This window comes from Pseudomonas sp. PvP100 (genome assembly GCF_017833055.1).
In the GTDB taxonomy this organism is placed as follows: domain Bacteria; phylum Pseudomonadota; class Gammaproteobacteria; order Pseudomonadales; family Pseudomonadaceae; genus Aquipseudomonas; species Aquipseudomonas syringae.
Map to the genome: position 1 here is coordinate 335,341 of NZ_JAFIBO010000001.1, position 17,977 is coordinate 353,317.

The 17,977-nt window shown below is 59.3% G+C and carries 14 protein-coding genes; 6 read left to right on the forward strand and 8 right to left on the reverse strand.

What is annotated here, in order from left to right; all coding sequences use genetic code 11:
- The first annotated feature begins 454 nt into the window (after positions 1-454).
- Positions 455-4,441 carry an Ice nucleation protein gene (locus JOE39_RS01650; RefSeq protein WP_210078003.1) on the forward strand — a complete coding sequence of 1,329 codons (3,987 nt, stop codon included), beginning with the start codon at positions 455-457 and terminating at the stop codon, positions 4,439-4,441.
- Positions 4,442-4,696: 255 nt separating this feature from the next.
- Here the strand turns inward: JOE39_RS01650 and JOE39_RS01655 are convergent, their stop codons facing one another.
- From JOE39_RS01655 to minC, 5 genes are all read right to left on the reverse strand, one after another.
- Positions 4,697-5,986 (reverse strand): M18 family aminopeptidase, encoded by a 1,290-nt coding sequence (locus JOE39_RS01655; RefSeq protein ID WP_003368366.1) that lies wholly within the window; start codon positions 5,984-5,986, stop codon positions 4,697-4,699.
- Positions 5,987-6,153: 167 nt separating this feature from the next.
- The gene (locus JOE39_RS01660; RefSeq protein ID WP_003390888.1) at positions 6,154-6,789 is read right to left on the reverse strand and encodes an RluA family pseudouridine synthase; all 636 of its coding nucleotides are present in this window, start codon (positions 6,787-6,789) and stop codon (positions 6,154-6,156) included.
- A gap of 90 nt (positions 6,790-6,879) precedes the next feature.
- Positions 6,880-7,134 carry a cell division topological specificity factor MinE gene (minE, locus tag JOE39_RS01665; RefSeq protein WP_003317453.1) on the reverse strand — a complete coding sequence of 85 codons (255 nt, stop codon included), beginning with the start codon at positions 7,132-7,134 and terminating at the stop codon, positions 6,880-6,882.
- Positions 7,134-7,946: a septum site-determining protein MinD gene (minD, locus tag JOE39_RS01670; protein WP_003317454.1), complete on the reverse strand. Its 813-nt coding sequence runs from the start codon at positions 7,944-7,946 to the stop codon at positions 7,134-7,136. The genes minE and minD overlap by 1 nt, the downstream gene beginning before the upstream one ends.
- Positions 7,947-8,177: 231 nt before the next feature.
- Entirely contained in the window at positions 8,178-8,918 is a 741-nt protein-coding gene (gene minC / locus JOE39_RS01675) for a septum site-determining protein MinC (RefSeq protein WP_003421295.1), read from the reverse strand.
- Positions 8,919-9,038: 120 nt separating this feature from the next.
- Between minC and JOE39_RS01680 the strand changes: the two genes are divergently transcribed.
- Both JOE39_RS01680 and JOE39_RS01685 read left to right on the forward strand, forming a co-directional pair.
- Positions 9,039-9,971 carry a lipid A biosynthesis lauroyl acyltransferase gene (locus JOE39_RS01680; RefSeq protein WP_210078001.1) on the forward strand — a complete coding sequence of 311 codons (933 nt, stop codon included), beginning with the start codon at positions 9,039-9,041 and terminating at the stop codon, positions 9,969-9,971.
- A gap of 32 nt (positions 9,972-10,003) precedes the next feature.
- Positions 10,004-11,185: a patatin-like phospholipase family protein gene (locus tag JOE39_RS01685; RefSeq protein WP_003421307.1), complete on the forward strand. Its 1,182-nt coding sequence runs from the start codon at positions 10,004-10,006 to the stop codon at positions 11,183-11,185.
- Positions 11,186-11,252: 67 nt separating this feature from the next.
- Here JOE39_RS01685 and JOE39_RS01690 read toward each other — a convergent pair whose 3' ends face one another.
- The 3 genes from JOE39_RS01690 to JOE39_RS01700 all read right to left on the reverse strand — a co-directional run bounded on the left by JOE39_RS01690 (position 11,253) and on the right by JOE39_RS01700 (position 15,231).
- Complete coding sequence (locus JOE39_RS01690) at positions 11,253-12,107, reverse strand: pirin family protein (RefSeq protein ID WP_024662227.1); 855 nt, start codon at positions 12,105-12,107, stop codon at positions 11,253-11,255.
- A gap of 189 nt (positions 12,108-12,296) precedes the next feature.
- Positions 12,297-12,707, reverse strand: a complete 411-nt coding sequence (locus JOE39_RS01695) for a PA2817 family protein (protein ID WP_003317460.1) — start codon at positions 12,705-12,707, stop codon at positions 12,297-12,299.
- A 76-nt stretch (positions 12,708-12,783) separates the two neighbouring features.
- Positions 12,784-15,231, reverse strand: coding sequence for an acyl-CoA dehydrogenase (locus tag JOE39_RS01700; protein WP_024662228.1), 2,448 nt, complete (start codon positions 15,229-15,231; stop codon positions 12,784-12,786).
- 162 nt (positions 15,232-15,393) lie between these two features.
- On the opposite strand from JOE39_RS01700, the gene JOE39_RS01705 reads away from it, so the two are divergent.
- From JOE39_RS01705 to JOE39_RS01715, 3 genes are all read left to right on the forward strand, one after another.
- Complete coding sequence (locus tag JOE39_RS01705; protein ID WP_024662229.1) at positions 15,394-16,017, forward strand: glutathione S-transferase; 624 nt, start codon at positions 15,394-15,396, stop codon at positions 16,015-16,017.
- 183 nt (positions 16,018-16,200) lie between these two features.
- Positions 16,201-17,133, forward strand: a complete 933-nt coding sequence (locus JOE39_RS01710) for an ABC transporter ATP-binding protein (RefSeq protein WP_003317464.1) — start codon at positions 16,201-16,203, stop codon at positions 17,131-17,133.
- Complete coding sequence (locus JOE39_RS01715) at positions 17,130-17,918, forward strand: ABC transporter permease (RefSeq protein WP_003421319.1); 789 nt, start codon at positions 17,130-17,132, stop codon at positions 17,916-17,918. Before JOE39_RS01710 ends, JOE39_RS01715 begins: the two co-directional genes overlap by 4 nt.
- The last annotated feature ends 59 nt before the right edge of the window (positions 17,919-17,977 follow it).

Here is a 17,977-nt window from a genome sequence, read left to right on the forward strand (position 1 = left end):
GGGGTGGCAAACCGGCTTTGTAGGCACTGACCTGCAACTCGTTAGTTGACTGTTTTTTATAAGTAAATACTCGTCTCGTTGATAAAAATTTGTGCAGTCCACCGCCGCTTTAATAGGTTTTGTATAAAGCCTGCGTTTGATTAACAAAAAAAATCAATGAGCGTTATTCTATTGCTGCTGGCGGCGCAGGGTTAAATTAGTTGGTTTTTTTTCATGAGATTTTCCAGAGTAATTATTCTAATTTTTAGCGGGCTGTAAGAAAAATCTCAATCTTAATTAATACTTCTTAATAGGGTGTGGTAGGTTTTTAGTGTGGAAGGGGGTGCACTGCTTAGTTGGTGTTATGTGCACCATCGTTCCACTTTAGGATTAAGGCTGACATGGCGGTTGTCCTGTAAAGCAATGCTTGATAAGTGCAGCTGCTTTTATTTAAAGGATCTATGAGGATGCTGTAATGAATCTCGACAAGGCGTTGGTGCTGCGTACCTGTGCAAATAACATGGCCGATCATTGCGGCCTTATATGGCCCGCTTCTGGCACGGTGGAATCCAAATACTGGCAGTCAACCAGGCGGCATGAGAATGGTCTGGTCGGTTTACTGTGGGGCGCTGGAACCAGCGCTTTTCTAAGCGTGCATGCCGATGCGCGATGGATTGTCTGTGAAGTCGCCGTTGCCGACATCATCAGTCTGGAAGAACCGGGAATGGTCAAGTTTCCGCGGGCCGAGGTGGTTCATGTCGGCGACAGGATCAGCGCGTCACACTTTATTTCGGCACGTCAGGCCGATCCTGCATCAACGCCAACGCCAACGCCAACGCCAATGACCGCGGCCATGCCCCCACCCACGCCCGCGACAGCAAATGTCACGTTACCGGTCGCCGAACAGGCCGGTCATGAAGTGTTCGATGTGGCGTTGGTCAGCGCGGCTGCCCCCCCGGTAAATACCCTGCCGGTGACGACGCCGCAGAATTTGCAGACCGCCACTTACGGCAGCACGTTGAGCGGCGACAACCACAGTCGACTCATTGCCGGTTATGGCAGTAACGAGACTGCTGGCAACCACAGTGATCTGATTGCCGGTTATGGAAGTACGGGCACCGCCGGCTCCGACAGCTCGCTGGTAGCAGGCTATGGAAGCACCCAGACCGCCGGTGGGGACAGCGCGTTGACGGCGGGTTACGGCAGCACCCAGACCGCCCGCGAAGGCAGCAACCTGACGGCAGGGTATGGCAGTACGGGAACAGCTGGCTCGGATAGTTCGTTGATCGCCGGTTACGGCAGTACTCAGACTTCCGGAGAAGACAGCTCGCTCACAGCGGGTTACGGCAGCACGCAAACGGCTCAGGAAGGCAGCAACCTGACGGCCGGGTACGGCAGCACCGGCACGGCGGGCTCCGATAGCTCGCTGATCGCCGGTTATGGCAGTACACAGACCTCTGGAGGTGACAGCTCGCTGACGGCGGGTTACGGCAGCACGCAGACGGCCCAGGAAGGCAGTAACCTGACGGCCGGGTACGGCAGCACCGGCACGGCGGGCTCGGACAGTTCGTTGATCGCCGGTTACGGCAGTACTCAGACTTCCGGAGAAGACAGCTCGCTCACGGCGGGTTACGGCAGCACGCAAACGGCTCAGGAAGGCAGCAATCTCACCGCAGGGTATGGCAGTACCGGCACTGCGGGCTCGGATAGCTCGTTGATCGCCGGTTACGGCAGTACCCAAACTTCGGGCGGCGACAGTTCGCTGACCGCAGGCTACGGCAGCACGCAGACGGCTCAGGAAGGCAGCAACCTGACCTCCGGGTACGGCAGCACTGGTACCGCAGGTGCCGACAGCTCGTTGATCGCCGGCTATGGCAGCACGCAGACTTCGGGAAGCGACAGCGCCCTGACCGCAGGTTACGGCAGCACGCAAACGGCTCAGGAAGGCAGCAATCTCACTGCTGGGTATGGCAGCACCGGCACGGCAGGTTCCGACAGCTCGCTGATCGCCGGTTACGGCAGCACGCAAACCTCGGGCAGCGACAGTTCGCTCACGGCGGGTTACGGCAGTACGCAGACGGCCCAGGAGGGCAGCAATCTGACGGCGGGGTACGGCAGCACGCAGACCTCGGGAAGTGACAGTGCGCTGACAGCAGGTTACGGCAGTACACAGACGGCTCAGGAAGGCAGCAACCTGACTGCGGGCTACGGCAGCACTGGCACAGCAGGTGCCGACAGTTCGCTGATCGCGGGATACGGCAGCACGCAGACCTCGGGAAGTGACAGTGCGCTGACAGCAGGTTACGGCAGTACACAGACCGCCCAGGAGGGCAGCAACCTGACTGCGGGCTACGGCAGTACTGGAACGGCAGGTGCCGACAGTTCGCTGATCGCAGGATATGGCAGCACGCAGACATCAGGCAGCGAAAGTTCGCTCACCGCAGGCTATGGCAGTACCCAGACTGCCCGTGAAGGCAGCACCCTGACGGCCGGGTATGGCAGTACGGGAACAGCTGGCGCTGACAGCTCGTTGATCGCCGGTTACGGCAGCACACAAACCTCGGGCAGTGAAAGCTCGCTCACGGCAGGTTATGGCAGTACCCAGACCGCACAGCAGGGCAGCGTACTCACCTCAGGCTATGGCAGTACGCAAACGGCCGGGGCTGCCAGTAACCTCACCACCGGCTACGGAAGTACAGGCACCGCAGGGCATGAAAGCTTCATCATCGCGGGTTACGGGAGTACACAGACAGCGGGCCACAAAAGTATCCTGACCGCTGGTTATGGCAGTACCCAGACGGCCAGGGACGGTAGCGACCTGATTGCGGGCTATGGCAGTACGGGGACCGCAGGCTCAGGCAGTTCGCTGATCGCAGGTTATGGCAGCACCCAGACCGCGAGCTACAGAAGCATGCTGACCGCCGGTTATGGCAGTACCCAGACCGCCAGAGAACACAGTGACCTTGTCACAGGCTATGGCAGCACTTCGACGGCAGGGTCAAACAGTTCGCTGATCGCCGGCTACGGCAGCACTCAGACGGCGGGTTTCAAAAGCATACTGACCGCAGGCTATGGCAGTACACAGACAGCACAGGAGCGCAGCGACCTGGTCGCAGGCTACGGCAGCACGTCGACTGCGGGCTATTCCAGTTCCTTGATCGCCGGCTATGGCAGCACGCAGACGGCAGGCTACGGGAGCACCTTGACGACCGGTTATGGCAGTACGCAAACCGCTCAGGAAAACAGCTCGCTCACCACAGGTTACGGAAGTACCTCTACTGCGGGCTATTCCAGCTCGCTGATCGCAGGTTACGGCAGTACCCAGACGGCAGGCTACGAGAGCACGTTGACCGCCGGTTACGGCAGTACGCAAACCGCGCAGGAGCGCAGTGACCTGGTGACAGGTTATGGCAGTACTTCCACTGCTGGCTACGCGAGTTCGTTGATTGCGGGTTATGGCAGTACGCAGACTGCGGGGTACGAGAGCACCTTGACCGCCGGTTACGGCAGTACGCAAACCGCGCAGGAAAACAGCTCGCTCACCACCGGCTACGGAAGTACTTCCACTGCCGGCTATTCCAGCTCGCTGATCGCAGGTTACGGCAGTACCCAGACGGCAGGCTACGAGAGCACGTTGACCGCCGGTTACGGCAGTACTCAGACCGCAGAGTACGGAAGCTCGCTTACTGCGGGCTACGGCAGCACTGCAACGGCCGGGCAGGACAGTTCATTGATAGCCGGTTATGGCAGCTCCCTGACCAGCGGAATCAGGAGTTTTCTGACCGCAGGCTATGGCAGCACGCTGATCGCCGGACTTCGCAGCGTTTTGATCGCCGGTTATGGCAGTAGTCTTACATCGGGCATTCGCAGCACATTGACTGCGGGTTATGGCAGTAACCAGATTGCAAGTTACGGCAGCTCGTTGATTGCAGGCCATGAAAGCATTCAGGTCGCCGGAAATAAAAGCATGCTGATCGCCGGCAAGGGCAGCTCGCAGACAGCAGGTTTTCGCAGCACGCTGATTGCCGGTGCGGGCAGCGTACAACTGGCGGGTGATCGCAGCAGGTTGATTGCCGGTGCAGACAGTAATCAGACCGCGGGTGACCGCAGCAAACTACTGGCCGGTAATAACAGTTATCTGACTGCCGGCGATCGAAGCAAACTGACCGGCGGACATGACTGCACCTTGATGGCGGGAGACCAAAGCAGATTGACCGCTGGAAAGAACAGTATCTTGACGGCAGGCGCGCGTAGCAAGCTTATTGGCAGTGAAGGCTCGACGCTCTCGGCGGGAGAAGACTCCACCCTTATTTTCAGGCTCTGGGACGGGAAGAGGTACAGGCAATTGGTTGCCAGAACGGGTGAGAACGGTGTTGAAGCCGACATACCGTATTACGTGAACGAAGATGACGATATTGTCGATAAACCCGACGAGGACGATGACTGGATAGAGGTCGAGTAGCCCGCGTTATTCCAGCACTCCACGACTGAATCATCGACAGGGTGCGTCGATGGAATTCGGGACATGAAGTCCCTTTATAAACTAACGACTTGTTGTTGCGTACCAGGTGGGTATGCCTGACGCAGGCAAACGCATCTTTTTTATCGTTGTGATTAGAGAACGTTTTATTTCTTTCCATGGGCATTTTAGCGGGCGTCAACACCAACATGCGGGAGCAGCAGGCCGCTCCCACGTTATCGGTGATCGCCTCAGCCGTTATGGCAACTCGTGGCTGGCATAGAACGCGCTCAGTACCTTGACCAGGTGCGCCAGGTCATGGCTGCCGGCCAGTTCGCGAATAGAGTGCATGGCGAACGTCGGCAAGCCGATGTCTACCGTGCGAATACCCAGATGACTGGCAGTGATCGGTCCGATTGTCGAACCGCAACCCATGTCGCTGCGCACCACAAAGCTCTGCACCGGGACTTCTTCGGCCATGCACAGATGGCGGAAGAAACCGGCGGTTTCGCTGTTGGTGGCGTAACGCTGGTTGCTATTGACCTTGATCACCGGCCCGGCGTTGAGCTTGGGACCATGATTGGCGTCGTGCTTGTCAGCGTAGTTGGGATGAATGCCGTGGGCGTTATCGGCAGAGATCAGCAGCGACTTCTGAATCGTGCGCACGTAGTCTTCGCTGCTTGGCAACAGGCGCTGGACGATCTGCTCGAGCATCGCACCGTCTGCGCCACAAGCGGAAGACGAGCCGACCTCTTCGTGATCTGTGCACACCAGCAGGGCGGTTTCGTCGCTCTCGGTGTTGAGCAGTGCCTGCATCCCGGCGAAACACGACAACAGGTTGTCCAGGCGTGCACCTGCCAGGAAGTCCCCGTTGAGGCCGACCACGGCGGCGCCCTGAGTGTCGTAGAAACTCAGCTCGTAATCGAGTACCACATCGGCATTGAGTCCGTGTTCGCGGGCCAGTTGGTCGGTCAGCAGCGCCCGGAAGTCCGCTCGCTCGTCACCGGCAACCTGCGCCAGAATGGGGGGCAGTTCGTTTTGCGCGTTGATCGCCCAGCCTTCGTTGGCCGTGCGGTTCAGGTGAATCGCCAGATTGGGAATCACGGCGATCGGCAGCTTGAAGTCGATCAGTTGGCTTTCCACCTTGCCATCACGGCGGAAAGTGACACGACCGGCCAGCGACAGATCACGATCGAACCAGGGAGCCAGCAAGGCGCCGCCGTAGACTTCGACGCCCAATTGCCAAAAACCCTGACGTTGCAGTTCCGGTTGCGGCTTGACCCGCAGGCACGGGCTGTCGGTGTGTGCGCCGACCATGCGGATGCCGCCAGTGAGTGGCGACTGACGACCCATCCGGAAAGCGACGATAGAAGAGTCATTACGGGTAACGAAGTAACGACCGCCGGTTTCTACCGCCCACGTGTCACGTTCGTCCAGCCGCTGAAAACCTGCGGCTTCGAAGTGTTGCACGAGTGTGGCAGTGGCGTGGAAGGGGGTAGGAGAGGCCTTCAGGAAATCAATGAGGCCTTTGTTCAACTCTGCGCGCATAAATAGCTCCAGACAACAATGGCGCGAGTTTACCGTATTGGATGATGTGCTGCCTTGGGTTGCGCTCATCGCGATACACAAGCCCGACGGGCTCTCGTGCCGACGCTCTATGTTGCATGCATTTCGTGACGCGGAGCATCTGCAAGATAGTCAGCGCATCATTCAGATCAGAACGGCGCAGCACACTCGAAGGTCATTCGCTCGCCAGTCCCAGGATGCGTGAAGCTCAGCATACTGGCATGCAGACACAGACGCGGATAGGCCGCCAGCGCTTCCGGATGCGCGTACAGACCATCACCCAACAGCGGATGCCCGATCGACAGCATATGCACCCGCAACTGATGCGAGCGGCCGGTGATCGGTGTGAGCTCGACACGACAGTGAGCATCATGCCGCTCGACAACCTTCCAGAACGTCAGCGCGTGTTTTCCACCCTCGTGATCCACCACATGCCGGGGCTTGGTAGGCGGGTCATAGCGCAATGGCAGATCGATACTGCCACTGTCCAGTGACGGTTGGCCCCAGCACAGCGCGGTGTAGGCTTTCTCGGTTTCTCGGTCATGAAACTGACGCGACAGCTCGCGATGCGTATCGGCATCACGGGCCAGCAGAATGATGCCCGAGGTTTCCCAGTCCAGGCGATGGACGATACGCGCTTCGGGGTAACCGTTTTCCTGCAGGCGGGTAATCAGGCAATCCTTGTTATCGTCGGCACGGCCGGGAACGGAAAGCAGCAGGGTAGGCTTATCGATCACCAGAACGGCGGCGTCCTGATGAATGATGCGGATGTTCGACAACGGCATGCAACGGCCTCGAAACGCTAGAAACGCCAACGGCGGCAAGGGCACAGCTTCCGTAGAAGTGCGCCGATACCGCCGCGAGCGACTGCCTGATCAGCGATCGGGCAGGGTGATATTGAGTTCCAGAATCGAACAGCTGCCCTGGCTTTCCAGAGCGACCTGTACCTGGTCAGACTCGATATTGACGTATTTACGGATCACTTCCACCAGCTCTTTCTGCAGCGCAGGAAGGTAGTCCGGAGTACTGCGTTGGCCGCGTTCGTGAGCAACGATGATCTGTAGACGCTCTTTCGCTACCGAGGCCGTGCTTCCTTTTTTGCGGTCACGAAAGAAGTCAAAAATATTCATTAATTACCCCCGAACAGGCGTTCAAAGAATCCTTTCTTATGCACATCCAGAAACCGGTGCTCAAGTGTTTTGCCCAGCAGGCGGTCAACCGCATCGCTGTAGGCCTGACCCGCGTCGCTCTGGTCATCGAGAATGACCGGCACGCCCTGGTTGGAAGCTTTCAGTACAGCCTGGGATTCGGGAATCACGCCGAGCAGGGTGACGGCAAGGATTTCCTTGACGTCTTCCACACCGAGCATTTCGCCCTTGCTGACGCGCTCAGGGTTGTAGCGGGTCAGCAGCAAGTGTTCCTTGATCGGGTCTTCGCCACGTTCGGCGCGACGCGATTTGCTGGCCAGCAGGCCCAGCATGCGGTCGGAGTCGCGCACCGACGAGACTTCAGGGTTGGTCACGACGATGGCTTCGTCGGCGAAGTACATGGCCAGGTGAGCACCGGTTTCGATACCGGCCGGCGAATCGCAGACGATGTATTCGAAGGATTCCTTCAGTTCCATGAGGACTTTTTCGACGCCCTCCTTGGTCAGTGCTTCCTTGTCGCGGGTCTGGCTGGCGGCCAGCACGAACAGGCCTTCGATCTTCTTGTCCTTGATCAGCGCCTGTTGCAGGTTGGCTTCGCCATTGACCACGTTGACGAAGTCATACACGACACGACGTTCGCAACCCATGATCAGGTCGAGGTTACGCAGGCCGACGTCGAAGTCGACGATGACTGTCTTGTGGCCGCGCAGTGCGAGACCGGTACCGATGGCGGCGCTGGTGGTGGTCTTGCCCACACCACCCTTGCCGGATGTAACAACGAGAATCTTGGCCAAGGTGTATCACCCCTAGAGGAAAAGGACATTGAGTCCCTGAAAGGCATCTCTTGACGCCGCGCCCGCCGAAGCATTCTGGAAATCCTGGGGTCTGATTCCGGAAAGCTAGCACTAAGCTATTACTTTCGACTCATATACCCGCTGAAAAGCAGTGCTTTCTAGAACTTCCTGCCGCCTTCACGACAATTTCGCGACGAATCAGAGATGCTTTGAAAATTGCGGCAGTATCCGTTAAAGACGAATGATGTTCAACACATCACCTGACAAGCTGATCTGGACCGGCGAGCCCCATAACGGGTCCCTGCGCAAGTCCTCGGACACCTTGTATTGCCCGGCAATCGAAATCAGCTCGGCACTCAACTGCTGACAGAAGATCCGTGCCTTGGTATCGCCCTTTATTCCCGCCAGTGCCCTGCCACGCATCGGGCCGTAGACATGGATGTTTCCATCAGCGAGAAGTTCCGCACCGGGACTGACCGGAGCGACTACCACCAGGTCGCCGCCCTGGGCGTATATCTGCTGACCGCCGCGTACTGGAGCGGTTATCACGCGGGTCGGCTTGATCAGGGGTTCGGGCGGTTTTTCCGGAATTTTTTTCGGTGCTTCGGCTTCAACCGGTTCGATCACGCGTTCACGTGCGCCGGACGGTGGCAGGACCGGGAGGTCGACGGCAATCGCCGCAGCAATGTCTTCGATACGGTTGGCGCGGATCGCCAGGGTTCGCAGGCCGTGCTGGCGACAGATACGCACCAGGCCCGGGAGGTCCACCGGACCCTCGTGCGGTGCGAGTTTGTCCAGAGCCAGGATCAACGGCGTGTTGCTGAAGAAGTTGGGGGCTTGTGCAACCTTGGCCGCCAACTGCCTGTCGAGCGCTTCAAGGTTGGTTCGGGCCAGCTCCATCACGGTGATGGCGAGCATGCTGCCCTTGAGCTGAAATACAGGTTCCGGGTTTTGCGATTCAATCTGGCTCATGGTTGATATACACAACAGCTTGTCGCTAAAAGTGCCGAGACTTATAGCGAGAACGCCCGCGAGCCGCAAGCGGCTAGAACCGTTGTAGAATGCGCGGCCTTTGTTCTGACGGAAGCCCAAATGGATCGCCCGCGCTTTAAAGCCAGTTTCCTTCACCCCCGTTTCTGGCCGCTATGGCTGGGGCTGGGGCTCTTGTGGCTGATTGTCCAATTGCCATTTCGCGTTCTGCTGGTCATCGGTCGGGCACTGGGCGCCATCATGTACCGTGTGGCCACTGATCGAAAAAAAATCGCGTCACGCAATCTGGAGCTGTGCTTCCCGCATTTTTCCGCGGCCGAGCGCAAGCGTCTGCTCAAGGAAAACTTCGCCTCCACCGGGATTGCCTTCTTCGAGATGGCCATGAGCTGGTGGTGGTCGAAAAAACGTCTGGCCAGGCTTGCCCACGTCGAAGGGCTCGAGCATTTGCAGAATGCCCAGGAAAAAGGCGAGGGCGTGATTCTGATGGCGCTGCATTTCACCACGCTGGAAATCGGCGCGGCGCTTTTGGGCCAGCAGCACACCATCGACGGCATGTATCGCGAACACAAGAGCCCGTTGTTCGACTTCGTCCAGCGTCGCGGGCGTGAGCGCCATAACCTTGATTCGCTGGCTGTGGAGCGCGATGACGTGCGCGGCATGCTCAAGTTACTGCGTGCCGGCCGGGCGATCTGGTACGCGCCGGATCAGGACTATGGCGTCAAGCAGAGTATTTTTGTGCCGCTGTTCGGCATTCAGGCCGCGACGGTGACCGCCACCAGCAAGTTCGCCCGTCTGGGCCGTGCGCAGGTCGTGCCCTTCACTCAGCGGCGTCTGGCAGACGGCAGTGGTTACCGGCTGGTGATTCATCCGCCGCTGGACAACTTTCCGGGTGAGAGCGACGAAGCCGATTGCCTGCGCATCAATCAATGGGTAGAAAAGGCTGTCACTGAATGCCCGGAACAGTATCTTTGGGCCCATCGACGCTTTAAAAGTCGACCAGCCGGTGAACAGAAGCTATACGAGAAGCATAGATAAAAAGCGTCGTTGATCACCGAGGTCAGTTGTAGATGCAGGATCGCGCAGTAACGAGCAGTGCAGTAAGTGGTGTCGAGCCTGTAACCGGGCTGATTTTGTCAGGTGGCGGGGCGCGTGCGGCCTATCAGGTCGGCGTGCTGGCAGGCATTGCCGATCTGCTGCCGCCCGGTTCGCCCAATCCCTTTCCGGTCATCGTCGGTACGTCGGCTGGCGCGATCAATGCCGTCAAGCTGGCCAGTGGCGCGCTGCATTTTCGAATCGCCATCCATCAATTGACCGAGTTCTGGCAGTCATTTCGCAGCCATCAGGTGCTGCGCAGCGACTGGTCCGGGGTGATTCATCAGGCCAGCCGTTTTTTCGGTCGCAGCCTGTTGGGTTTCGGACGCAATATCCCGGTCGCCTTGCTCAACAGTTCGCCCCTGCGTGACCTGCTCAATGATCGGCTGGACCTGTCCGGAATCGAAGCGGCCATCGATGCTCATCATCTGCGTGCAGTGGCGGTGACGGCCTTCGGTTACGAATCGGGTCAGGCGGTCACGTTCTATCAGGGCCGCGGTACGATTGAACCCTGGCTGAGACATCGCCGCATCGGCCGTCCGACGCAACTGACCGTGGATCACTTGCTCGCCAGCTCAGCCATTCCCTTGCTGTTCGCCCCCGTGATGCTGGACGAGGAATACTTTGGCGACGGGGCCGTGCGCCAGTCGGCACCGATCAGCCCAGCGCTGCATCTGGGCGCCAATCGTGTGCTGGTGGTCGGCGTCAGCGGCAACCCGCGCGGCCTCAAGGCCGAAAGACCGGCACCCCGCGCGCCACGCGGCGCTCAGCCAAGCTTGGCGCAGATCAGCGGCCACATGCTCAACAGCACCTTCATCGACAATCTGGAAAGCGATATCGAACTGCTGGAACGCTTGAACACCGCCAGTGCGTTGCTGCCCGAGGATCAGGCCCGGCAGCCGGGCATGGAGCCGGTGGAAGTGCTGGTGATTTCGCCGAGCCGTCCGCTGGATGAAATCGCCGCCCGTCACCGCCGCGAGCTGCCCCCCGCGCTGCGCACCTTTCTGCGCGGGCCGGGTGCGACCAAGAGCAGCGGGGCCAGTGTGCTGAGCTATCTGCTGTTCGAGTCAGGTTATTGCAGCGAATTGATCGAACTGGGGCGTCACGATGCGATTGCTCAGGGTGCCGAACTTAAGCGCTTTTTGCGTCTGGATTAACGCGGCCAGACAGAGGCGGGGCCCCTGTCTGTTGATCGGCGGGCGCAGGGCCCAGTGACCGACGTCGTCACGCCGTCAGACGATCTTCCCGGAAGTCACGAATCGCCTGCTCGATCTCTTCCTTGGTGTTCATCACGAAGGGGCCGTATTGCACGATCGGCTCACGTAACGGCTTGCCTGCAATCAGTAACAGCCGCGCACCGGCGGCGCTGCTGATCTGCACTTCACCGCTTTCTGACAGGCGTGCCATTTGGCGTTTACCGATCGGCTGGGTGCTGCCTTCCAGCTCGACACTGCCTTCATAGACGTACAGCAGCACAAGGTGCCCTTCGGGTACGTGCGGGCTGATACAGCTGCCGGCAGGCATGTCAAAGTCAAAGTACAACGGCTCGGTGTCCGGGCGCTGTACCGCCCCGGCCTGGCGAACCTGGCCATCGTCGAAATGACCGGCCAATACCACCACCTGCACACCGGCCTGAGTGGTGACACTCGGAACGTTTTCCGGCTGGATGTCCTGGTAGCTGGCATCGCTCAGCTTGTTCTTGCCCGGCAGGTTCAGCCAAAGCTGAAAGCCGCGCATGGTGCCTTCTTCCTGTTCAGGCATTTCGCTGTGAATGATCCCGCGTGCCGCAGTCATCCACTGCACACCGCCGCCCTGCAGAAGGCCGACATTGCCCATATGGTCTTCGTGACGCATACGGCCCTCAAGCATGTAGGTCACCGTTTCGAAGCCCCGGTGCGGGTGAGGTGGAAAGCCGGCGATGTAGTCATCCGGCTTGTCCGATCCGAACTCGTCCAGCATCAGAAACGGATCGAACTGCTCCACGCCACGCCCGCCGAAGACACGCGTCAGTTTGACGCCCGCGCCATCGGACGCTGGTTGACCCGCTTGAATGGACAGGACTTTACGAAATTGAGTCATGGGAGAGAGGGCACTCCTTATCAGGTGATACGAAGTGTCATGGTATACCTGTTTATTCGATAAATTTATTCGAATGCCGGGACTTGATGATCGTTTAAGTCGATGGGTTGCGCTGGATAGCGCATTGACGCGGTGTGACAGGCCACCTGCCCGGAATGATCTCCGGGGCAGGCTTGGAGCCAGGGATGCTCAGTGCTTGCTGCCCTGTGTCGACATGCTCAGCAGCTGTTTCTCCTGATTCCAGTCGAACGGTTCTTCGTTCTGCTCGGCTTCGTAACGGCGTTCTTCCAGCGCCTGATACAGCTCGATTTCATCATCCGGCATGAAATGCAGGCAGTCACCGGCGAAGAACCACAGCAGGTCGCGCGGTACCAGGTGCGCGATTTGCGGGTAGCGCTGGATGACCTGACAGAGGATGTCCTGACCCAGGTACTGGCTTTCGATGGGATCCTGCGGCAACAGCTCGACCAGTTCGTCGAAACGCTCCATGAACAGCGCGTGGCTTTCTTCCGGAACCTGCTCGGCCTCGCCCAGCGCGACCAGAATGCTGCGCAGGTGTGCCAGCAGGCCAAGTTGGTGATCGAGAGTGGCGTCGGCCATTGGGTAATCCTCAAATACAAAAACAGGCGCGAGAGTATAAAGCTCTACGCGCCTGCTGTGTGGTGCGACCTGACTATCAGCGAATCTTGCCGGCTGCCAGGGTCAGTTCTTCCTTGTCGAAATCATCCACATCGATCACCTTGCGGCGCGCTGCCTCGGCGGTACGCAGGGTCTGCGCTTCGTCGGCCTGCAACACACCGATGCGCAGCGCGGCGTCAATGACCGGCTCGCCGGCGTCCGGCTTGACCTGACCACTCTTGATGGCCACTTGCAGCTTCTTGTGCAGCGGATACGCAGCGCTGAGCAGATCGATGGCTTGTTGCAGCGCGCCGACCGGATCGTCTGCCGATTGCGGGCGATAGCAGCCTGCCAGCAGCTCTTCCAGCGTCGGATCGCCCTTGGCGCGGCCCAGTACCTGAGCAACTTCGGCATCCAGTTTGTCCGACGGCCCCTTGTGCCGGCGACCGAACGGGAACACTACGGCACGCAGCACCCCGCCCAGTATGCGGTTGGGGAAGTTGCTGAGGATCTCGTCCATCGCACGTTCCGAATGCCCCAGGCTTTCTTCCATCGCCCAACGGAACAACGGGCTCATGTGGTCCGGCGATCCGAGGTCGTGATAACGCTTGAGCGCTGCCGAGGCCAGGTACATATGGCTGAGCACGTCACCCAGGCGCGCCGACAGGCGTTCGCGGCGTTTCAGTTCGCCACCCAGCAGCATCATGCTCAAGTCAGCGAGCATTGCGAACGCGGCTGCCTGACGGTTAAGCGCGCGGAAGTAGCTCTGGCTGAGGCCGTTGCCCGGCGCTCTTTCGAAATGACCGAAGCCCAGGTTGAGGATGAAGGTGCTGGCGGCATTGCTCACCGCAAAACCGATGTGTTTGAGCAGCAGGCTGTCAAACTCGATCAGCGCCTGCTGTTTGTCCTCACGCCCGGCCAAGGCCATTTCCTTGAGCACGAACGGATGGCAGCGAATCGCGCCCTGGCCGAAGATCATCAGGTTGCGCGAAAGGATGTTGGCGCCCTCGACAGTGATGAAGATCGGCGCACCTTGCCAGTTGCGACCCAGGTAATTGTTCGGGCCCATGATGATGCCCTTGCCGCCATGCACGTCCATGGCGTGACCGATACACTCGCGGCCACGCTCGGTCAGGTGGTACTTGAGAATCGCCGAGAGCACCGATGGCTTCTCGCCCAGGTCGACCGCATTGGCCGTCAGCATGCGCGCACTGTCCATCAGCCAGGCGTTGCCGCCGATACGCGCCAACGCTTCCTGGATGCCTTCGAATGCGGAGATAGGCACATTGAATTGCTCACGCACCTTCGCGTACTGGCCGGTGACCAGGCTTGTGTACTTCGCAGCGCCGGTGCCGACGGCCGGCAGCGAGATCGAACGACCCACCGACAGGCAGTTCATCAGCATCATCCAGCCCTTGCCCAGCATCGGTTGACCACCGATCAGGTAGCTCAGCGGGATGAAAACGTCCTTGCCCGAGTTGGGGCCGTTCATGAACGCCGCGCCCAGAGGCAGGTGACGGCGGCCGATTTCCACGCCGGGCGTCTCGGTCGGAATCAGCGCGAGGCTGATGCCCAGATCTTCTTTTTCGCCGAGCAGGTGCTCAGGGTCGTGAGCCTTGAAGGCCAGGCCGAGCAGAGTGGCGACCGGGCCGAGGGTGATGTAGCGTTTTTCCCAGGTCAGGCGCAGGCCGATGACTTCTTCACCCTGCCACTGGCCTTTGCAGATGATCCCGGTGTCGGTCATCGCACCTGCATCGGAACCGGCCAGCGGACCGGTCAGCGCGAAGCAGGGAATGTCTTCACCGCGTGCCAGACGTGGCAGGTAATGATTGCGTTGCTCGTCGGTGCCGTAGTGCAGCAGTAGTTCAGCCGGGCCGAGGGAGTTGGGCACCATCACCGTGGAGGCCAGGTCGCCGCTGCGGGTGGCCAGCTTCATGGCCACTTGAGAGTGGGCATAGGCAGAGAAGCCCTTGCCACCGAACTCCTTGGGGATGATCAGCGCGAAGAAGCCGTGCGCTTTCATGTGCGCCCAGGCTTGCGGCGGCAGGTCCATGGCCTGGCCGATTTCCCAGTCGCTGACCATCGCGCAGAGTTCTTCGGTCGGCCCGTCGATAAAGGCCTGTTCCTCTTCGGTCAGCTGGACTTTCGGGTAGGCCAGCAGCTTGTCCCAGTCCGGGCGACCGCTGAACAGCTCGCCATCCCACCAGACCGTGCCGGCATCGATCGCATCACGCTCGGTTTGCGACATCGGCGGCAGGACTTTTTGAAACCAGCTGAACATCGGCGCAGTGAAATGCTTACGGCGCAGATCGGGCAGCATTACCGGTATGAACACTGCCAGCCAGAGCAACCAGAACACCGTCAGCAGCCATCCTGGCGCGTGACTGAAAATACCCATGGCCAGCAGGTAGACAGCTACCACACCAAGCGCCGGGAGCGGGGCGGTTCGCCGATGAGCCAGCCAGGCAATGCCGACGACCAGCACAACAATCCACAACAACAGCATAAGTATTCCTCCGTGATGACCGCCGCCGTGGCAGCGATCAAGAACTGGTCGCCAGGCAGTGGTGGGGCGACATCGATAGTGACCCCTGGTTGACGAGTAAGTTGCCGCCGCTTCGGGGTAGACTGTGAGCCTGTATTTATCAGCGACTGCGAGGGGAACGCAATGCTCAAGATCTGGGGGCGGAAGAATTCCAGCAATGTGCGCAAGGCACTCTGGATTGCCGAGGAAGTGGGCGTGCCCTACGAGACGCAGGACGCCGGTGGTGCATTCGGCCTGGTCAACGAAGCGGCCTATCGCGCGAAAAACCCCAACGGCCGGATTCCGATGATCGAAGACGGCGACTTCGTGATGTGGGAGTCCAACGCCATCGTGCGCTATCTGGCCGCCCGCCATGCCCCCGATTCTGATTTATACCCCGCAGATCTGCAGGCCCGCGCCAATGCAGACAAGTGGATGGACTGGACCACCTCGACCATCGCCGCGCCGTTTAGCCCGGTGTTCTGGGGCGTAGTACGCACGCCGGCCGAGAAACAGGATTGGCCGGCCATCGAGCAAGGCATCAAGACGCTGCACAGCCTGCTGCTGGTGGCCGACGAGGCGCTGTCGCGACAGCCCTATCTGTCTGGCAATGCGTTCGGTATGGGCGATATTCCCTTGGGATGCTTCGCCTACGGCTGGTTTGAAATGCCGATTGAACGTCCGCCGCTGCCTCACCTCCAAGCCTGGTATGAGCGTCTCAAGATGCGCCCGGCTTATCGCAATGCGGTCATGACCCCTTTGACCTGAGCATGTGATGTGAGCAGGAGAAAGGGCTGGTCGGGTGCATGTCCGGTGCTCGATATTTACTATTAACAGATGTGTCTGTACTTGAACGGCGCAGCCGAGCACCATTGCGCGGCTGGGTCGTCACGGCAGGCGGCTGGTGACAGTCATCTTCAATTCCTTTTTCTGATGAGTACCTTTCCCGATATGTCTTCCGCTCTGTCCATTCGGCAGTTAACCAAAACCTACGGCAACGGTTTCCAGGCCTTGAATGGCATCGATCTGGACGTCGCCGAAGGTGATTTCTTCGCCTTGCTGGGCCCCAACGGCGCTGGCAAATCCACCACCATCGGCATCATCTCGACACTGGTCAACAAGACCAGCGGTACGGTGAACATCTTTGGTCACGACCTGGATCGCGAGCCTGCTGCGCTCAAGCGTTGCATCGGTGTCGTGCCGCAGGAGTTCAACTTCAACCAGTTCGAGAAGACCCTGGACATCGTCGTCACTCAGGCGGGCTACTACGGCATCCCGGCGAAAATCGCCAAGGAGCGAGCTGAGCAGTACCTGACGCAGCTGGGACTGTGGGAAAAGCGTGATGTGCCTTCACGTTCGCTGTCCGGCGGCATGAAGCGGCGTCTGATGATCGCCCGTGCGCTGATTCACGAGCCGCGCCTGCTGATCCTCGACGAACCCACCGCAGGCGTGGACATCGAGTTGCGCCGTTCGATGTGGACCTTTCTGACCGAGCTGAACAGCAAAGGCATCACCATCATCCTCACCACGCACTACCTGGAAGAAGCCGAACAGCTGTGCCGCAACATCGGCATCATCGACCACGGGGTGATCGTTCAGAACACCGGCATGAAGCAGCTGCTCAGCACGTTGACCGTCGAGACGTTCGTGCTTGATCTCAAGGCGTCCTGGCAGACCGCGCCACAATTGCCCGGTTTCCCTTGCCGCCTGCTCGACAGCCACACGCTGGAAGTGCAGGTCGACAAGAACGTCGGCATCACTGCGTTGTTCAGCCAATTGGCCTTCCAGAACATCGAAGTCTTGAGCCTGCGTAACAAATCCAATCGCCTTGAGGAGTTGTTTGTGTCCCTGGTGGAAAAAAACCTCGCGAAGGTGGCGGTATGACCGTACCCAACGGCGAGTTGCGCCCCAACCTGATTGCCCTGAAAACCATCGTCTACCGTGAAGTGCACCGCTTCATGCGGATCTGGCCGCAGACCCTGCTGCCGCCAGCCATCACCATGGTTCTGTACTTCGTCATCTTCGGTAACCTGATCGGTCGCCAGATCGGTGACATGGGCGGCTTTACCTATATGCAGTACATCGTGCCGGGCCTGATCATGATGTCGGTGATCACCAACTCCTACGGCAACGTGGTCTCGAGCTTCTTCGGTGCCAAGTTTCAGCACTCCATCGAAGAGCTGATGGTGTCGCCAGTCTCGCCGCACACCATTCTGGTCGGCTACACCCTGGGCGGTGTGTTGCGTGGGCTGATGGTCGGTTTCATCGTCACCATGCTGTCGATGTTTTTCACCGACCTGCAAGTGCACCACTTGGGCGTGACCATCATCGTGGTCGTGCTGACGGCGACGATCTTCTCGTTGCTGGGTTTCATCAACGCAGTGTTTGCGCGTAACTTCGACGATATCTCGATCATCCCGACGTTCGTGCTCACCCCGCTGACCTACCTGGGCGGCGTGTTCTACTCGATCAACCTGCTGCCGCCGTTCTGGCAGACCGTGTCGCTGGCCAACCCGGTCCTGCACATGGTCAATGCCTTCCGTTACGGCATTCTGGGCGTCTCCGACATCAAGATCAGCATCGCCCTGGCGTTCATGATCGTGGCGACCTTCGTGCTGTATATCGGCTGCGCAAGGTTGCTGGTGAGCGGTCGCGGTATGCGTCAGTAACATATTGGCTTCGACCCGCCAGGCTGGCGGGTCGAACGCTGGCCGGCACCGACCGTTCA

What these genes read in the sequence shown, in the direction of transcription:
- JOE39_RS01655 (WP_003368366.1), bottom strand. Translation starts at nt 5,986, where the DNA reads ATGCGCGCAGAGTTGAACAAAGGCCTCATTGATTTCCTGAAGGCCTCT.
- JOE39_RS01710 (WP_003317464.1), top strand. Translation starts at nt 16,201, where the DNA reads ATGTCTTCCGCTCTGTCCATTCGGCAGTTAACCAAAACCTACGGCAAC.
- JOE39_RS01650 (WP_210078003.1), top strand. Translation starts at nt 455, where the DNA reads ATGAATCTCGACAAGGCGTTGGTGCTGCGTACCTGTGCAAATAACATG.
- JOE39_RS01690 (WP_024662227.1), bottom strand. Translation starts at nt 12,107, where the DNA reads ATGACTCAATTTCGTAAAGTCCTGTCCATTCAAGCGGGTCAACCAGCG.
- minC (WP_003421295.1), bottom strand. Translation starts at nt 8,918, where the DNA reads ATGAGCCAGATTGAATCGCAAAACCCGGAACCTGTATTTCAGCTCAAG.
- JOE39_RS01660 (WP_003390888.1), bottom strand. Translation starts at nt 6,789, where the DNA reads ATGCCGTTGTCGAACATCCGCATCATTCATCAGGACGCCGCCGTTCTG.
- JOE39_RS01685 (WP_003421307.1), top strand. Translation starts at nt 10,004, where the DNA reads ATGCAGGATCGCGCAGTAACGAGCAGTGCAGTAAGTGGTGTCGAGCCT.
- JOE39_RS01695 (WP_003317460.1), bottom strand. Translation starts at nt 12,707, where the DNA reads ATGGCCGACGCCACTCTCGATCACCAACTTGGCCTGCTGGCACACCTG.
- minE (WP_003317453.1), bottom strand. Translation starts at nt 7,134, where the DNA reads ATGAATATTTTTGACTTCTTTCGTGACCGCAAAAAAGGAAGCACGGCC.
- JOE39_RS01705 (WP_024662229.1), top strand. Translation starts at nt 15,394, where the DNA reads ATGCTCAAGATCTGGGGGCGGAAGAATTCCAGCAATGTGCGCAAGGCA.
- JOE39_RS01680 (WP_210078001.1), top strand. Translation starts at nt 9,039, where the DNA reads ATGGATCGCCCGCGCTTTAAAGCCAGTTTCCTTCACCCCCGTTTCTGG.
- JOE39_RS01715 (WP_003421319.1), top strand. Translation starts at nt 17,130, where the DNA reads ATGACCGTACCCAACGGCGAGTTGCGCCCCAACCTGATTGCCCTGAAA.
- JOE39_RS01700 (WP_024662228.1), bottom strand. Translation starts at nt 15,231, where the DNA reads ATGCTGTTGTTGTGGATTGTTGTGCTGGTCGTCGGCATTGCCTGGCTG.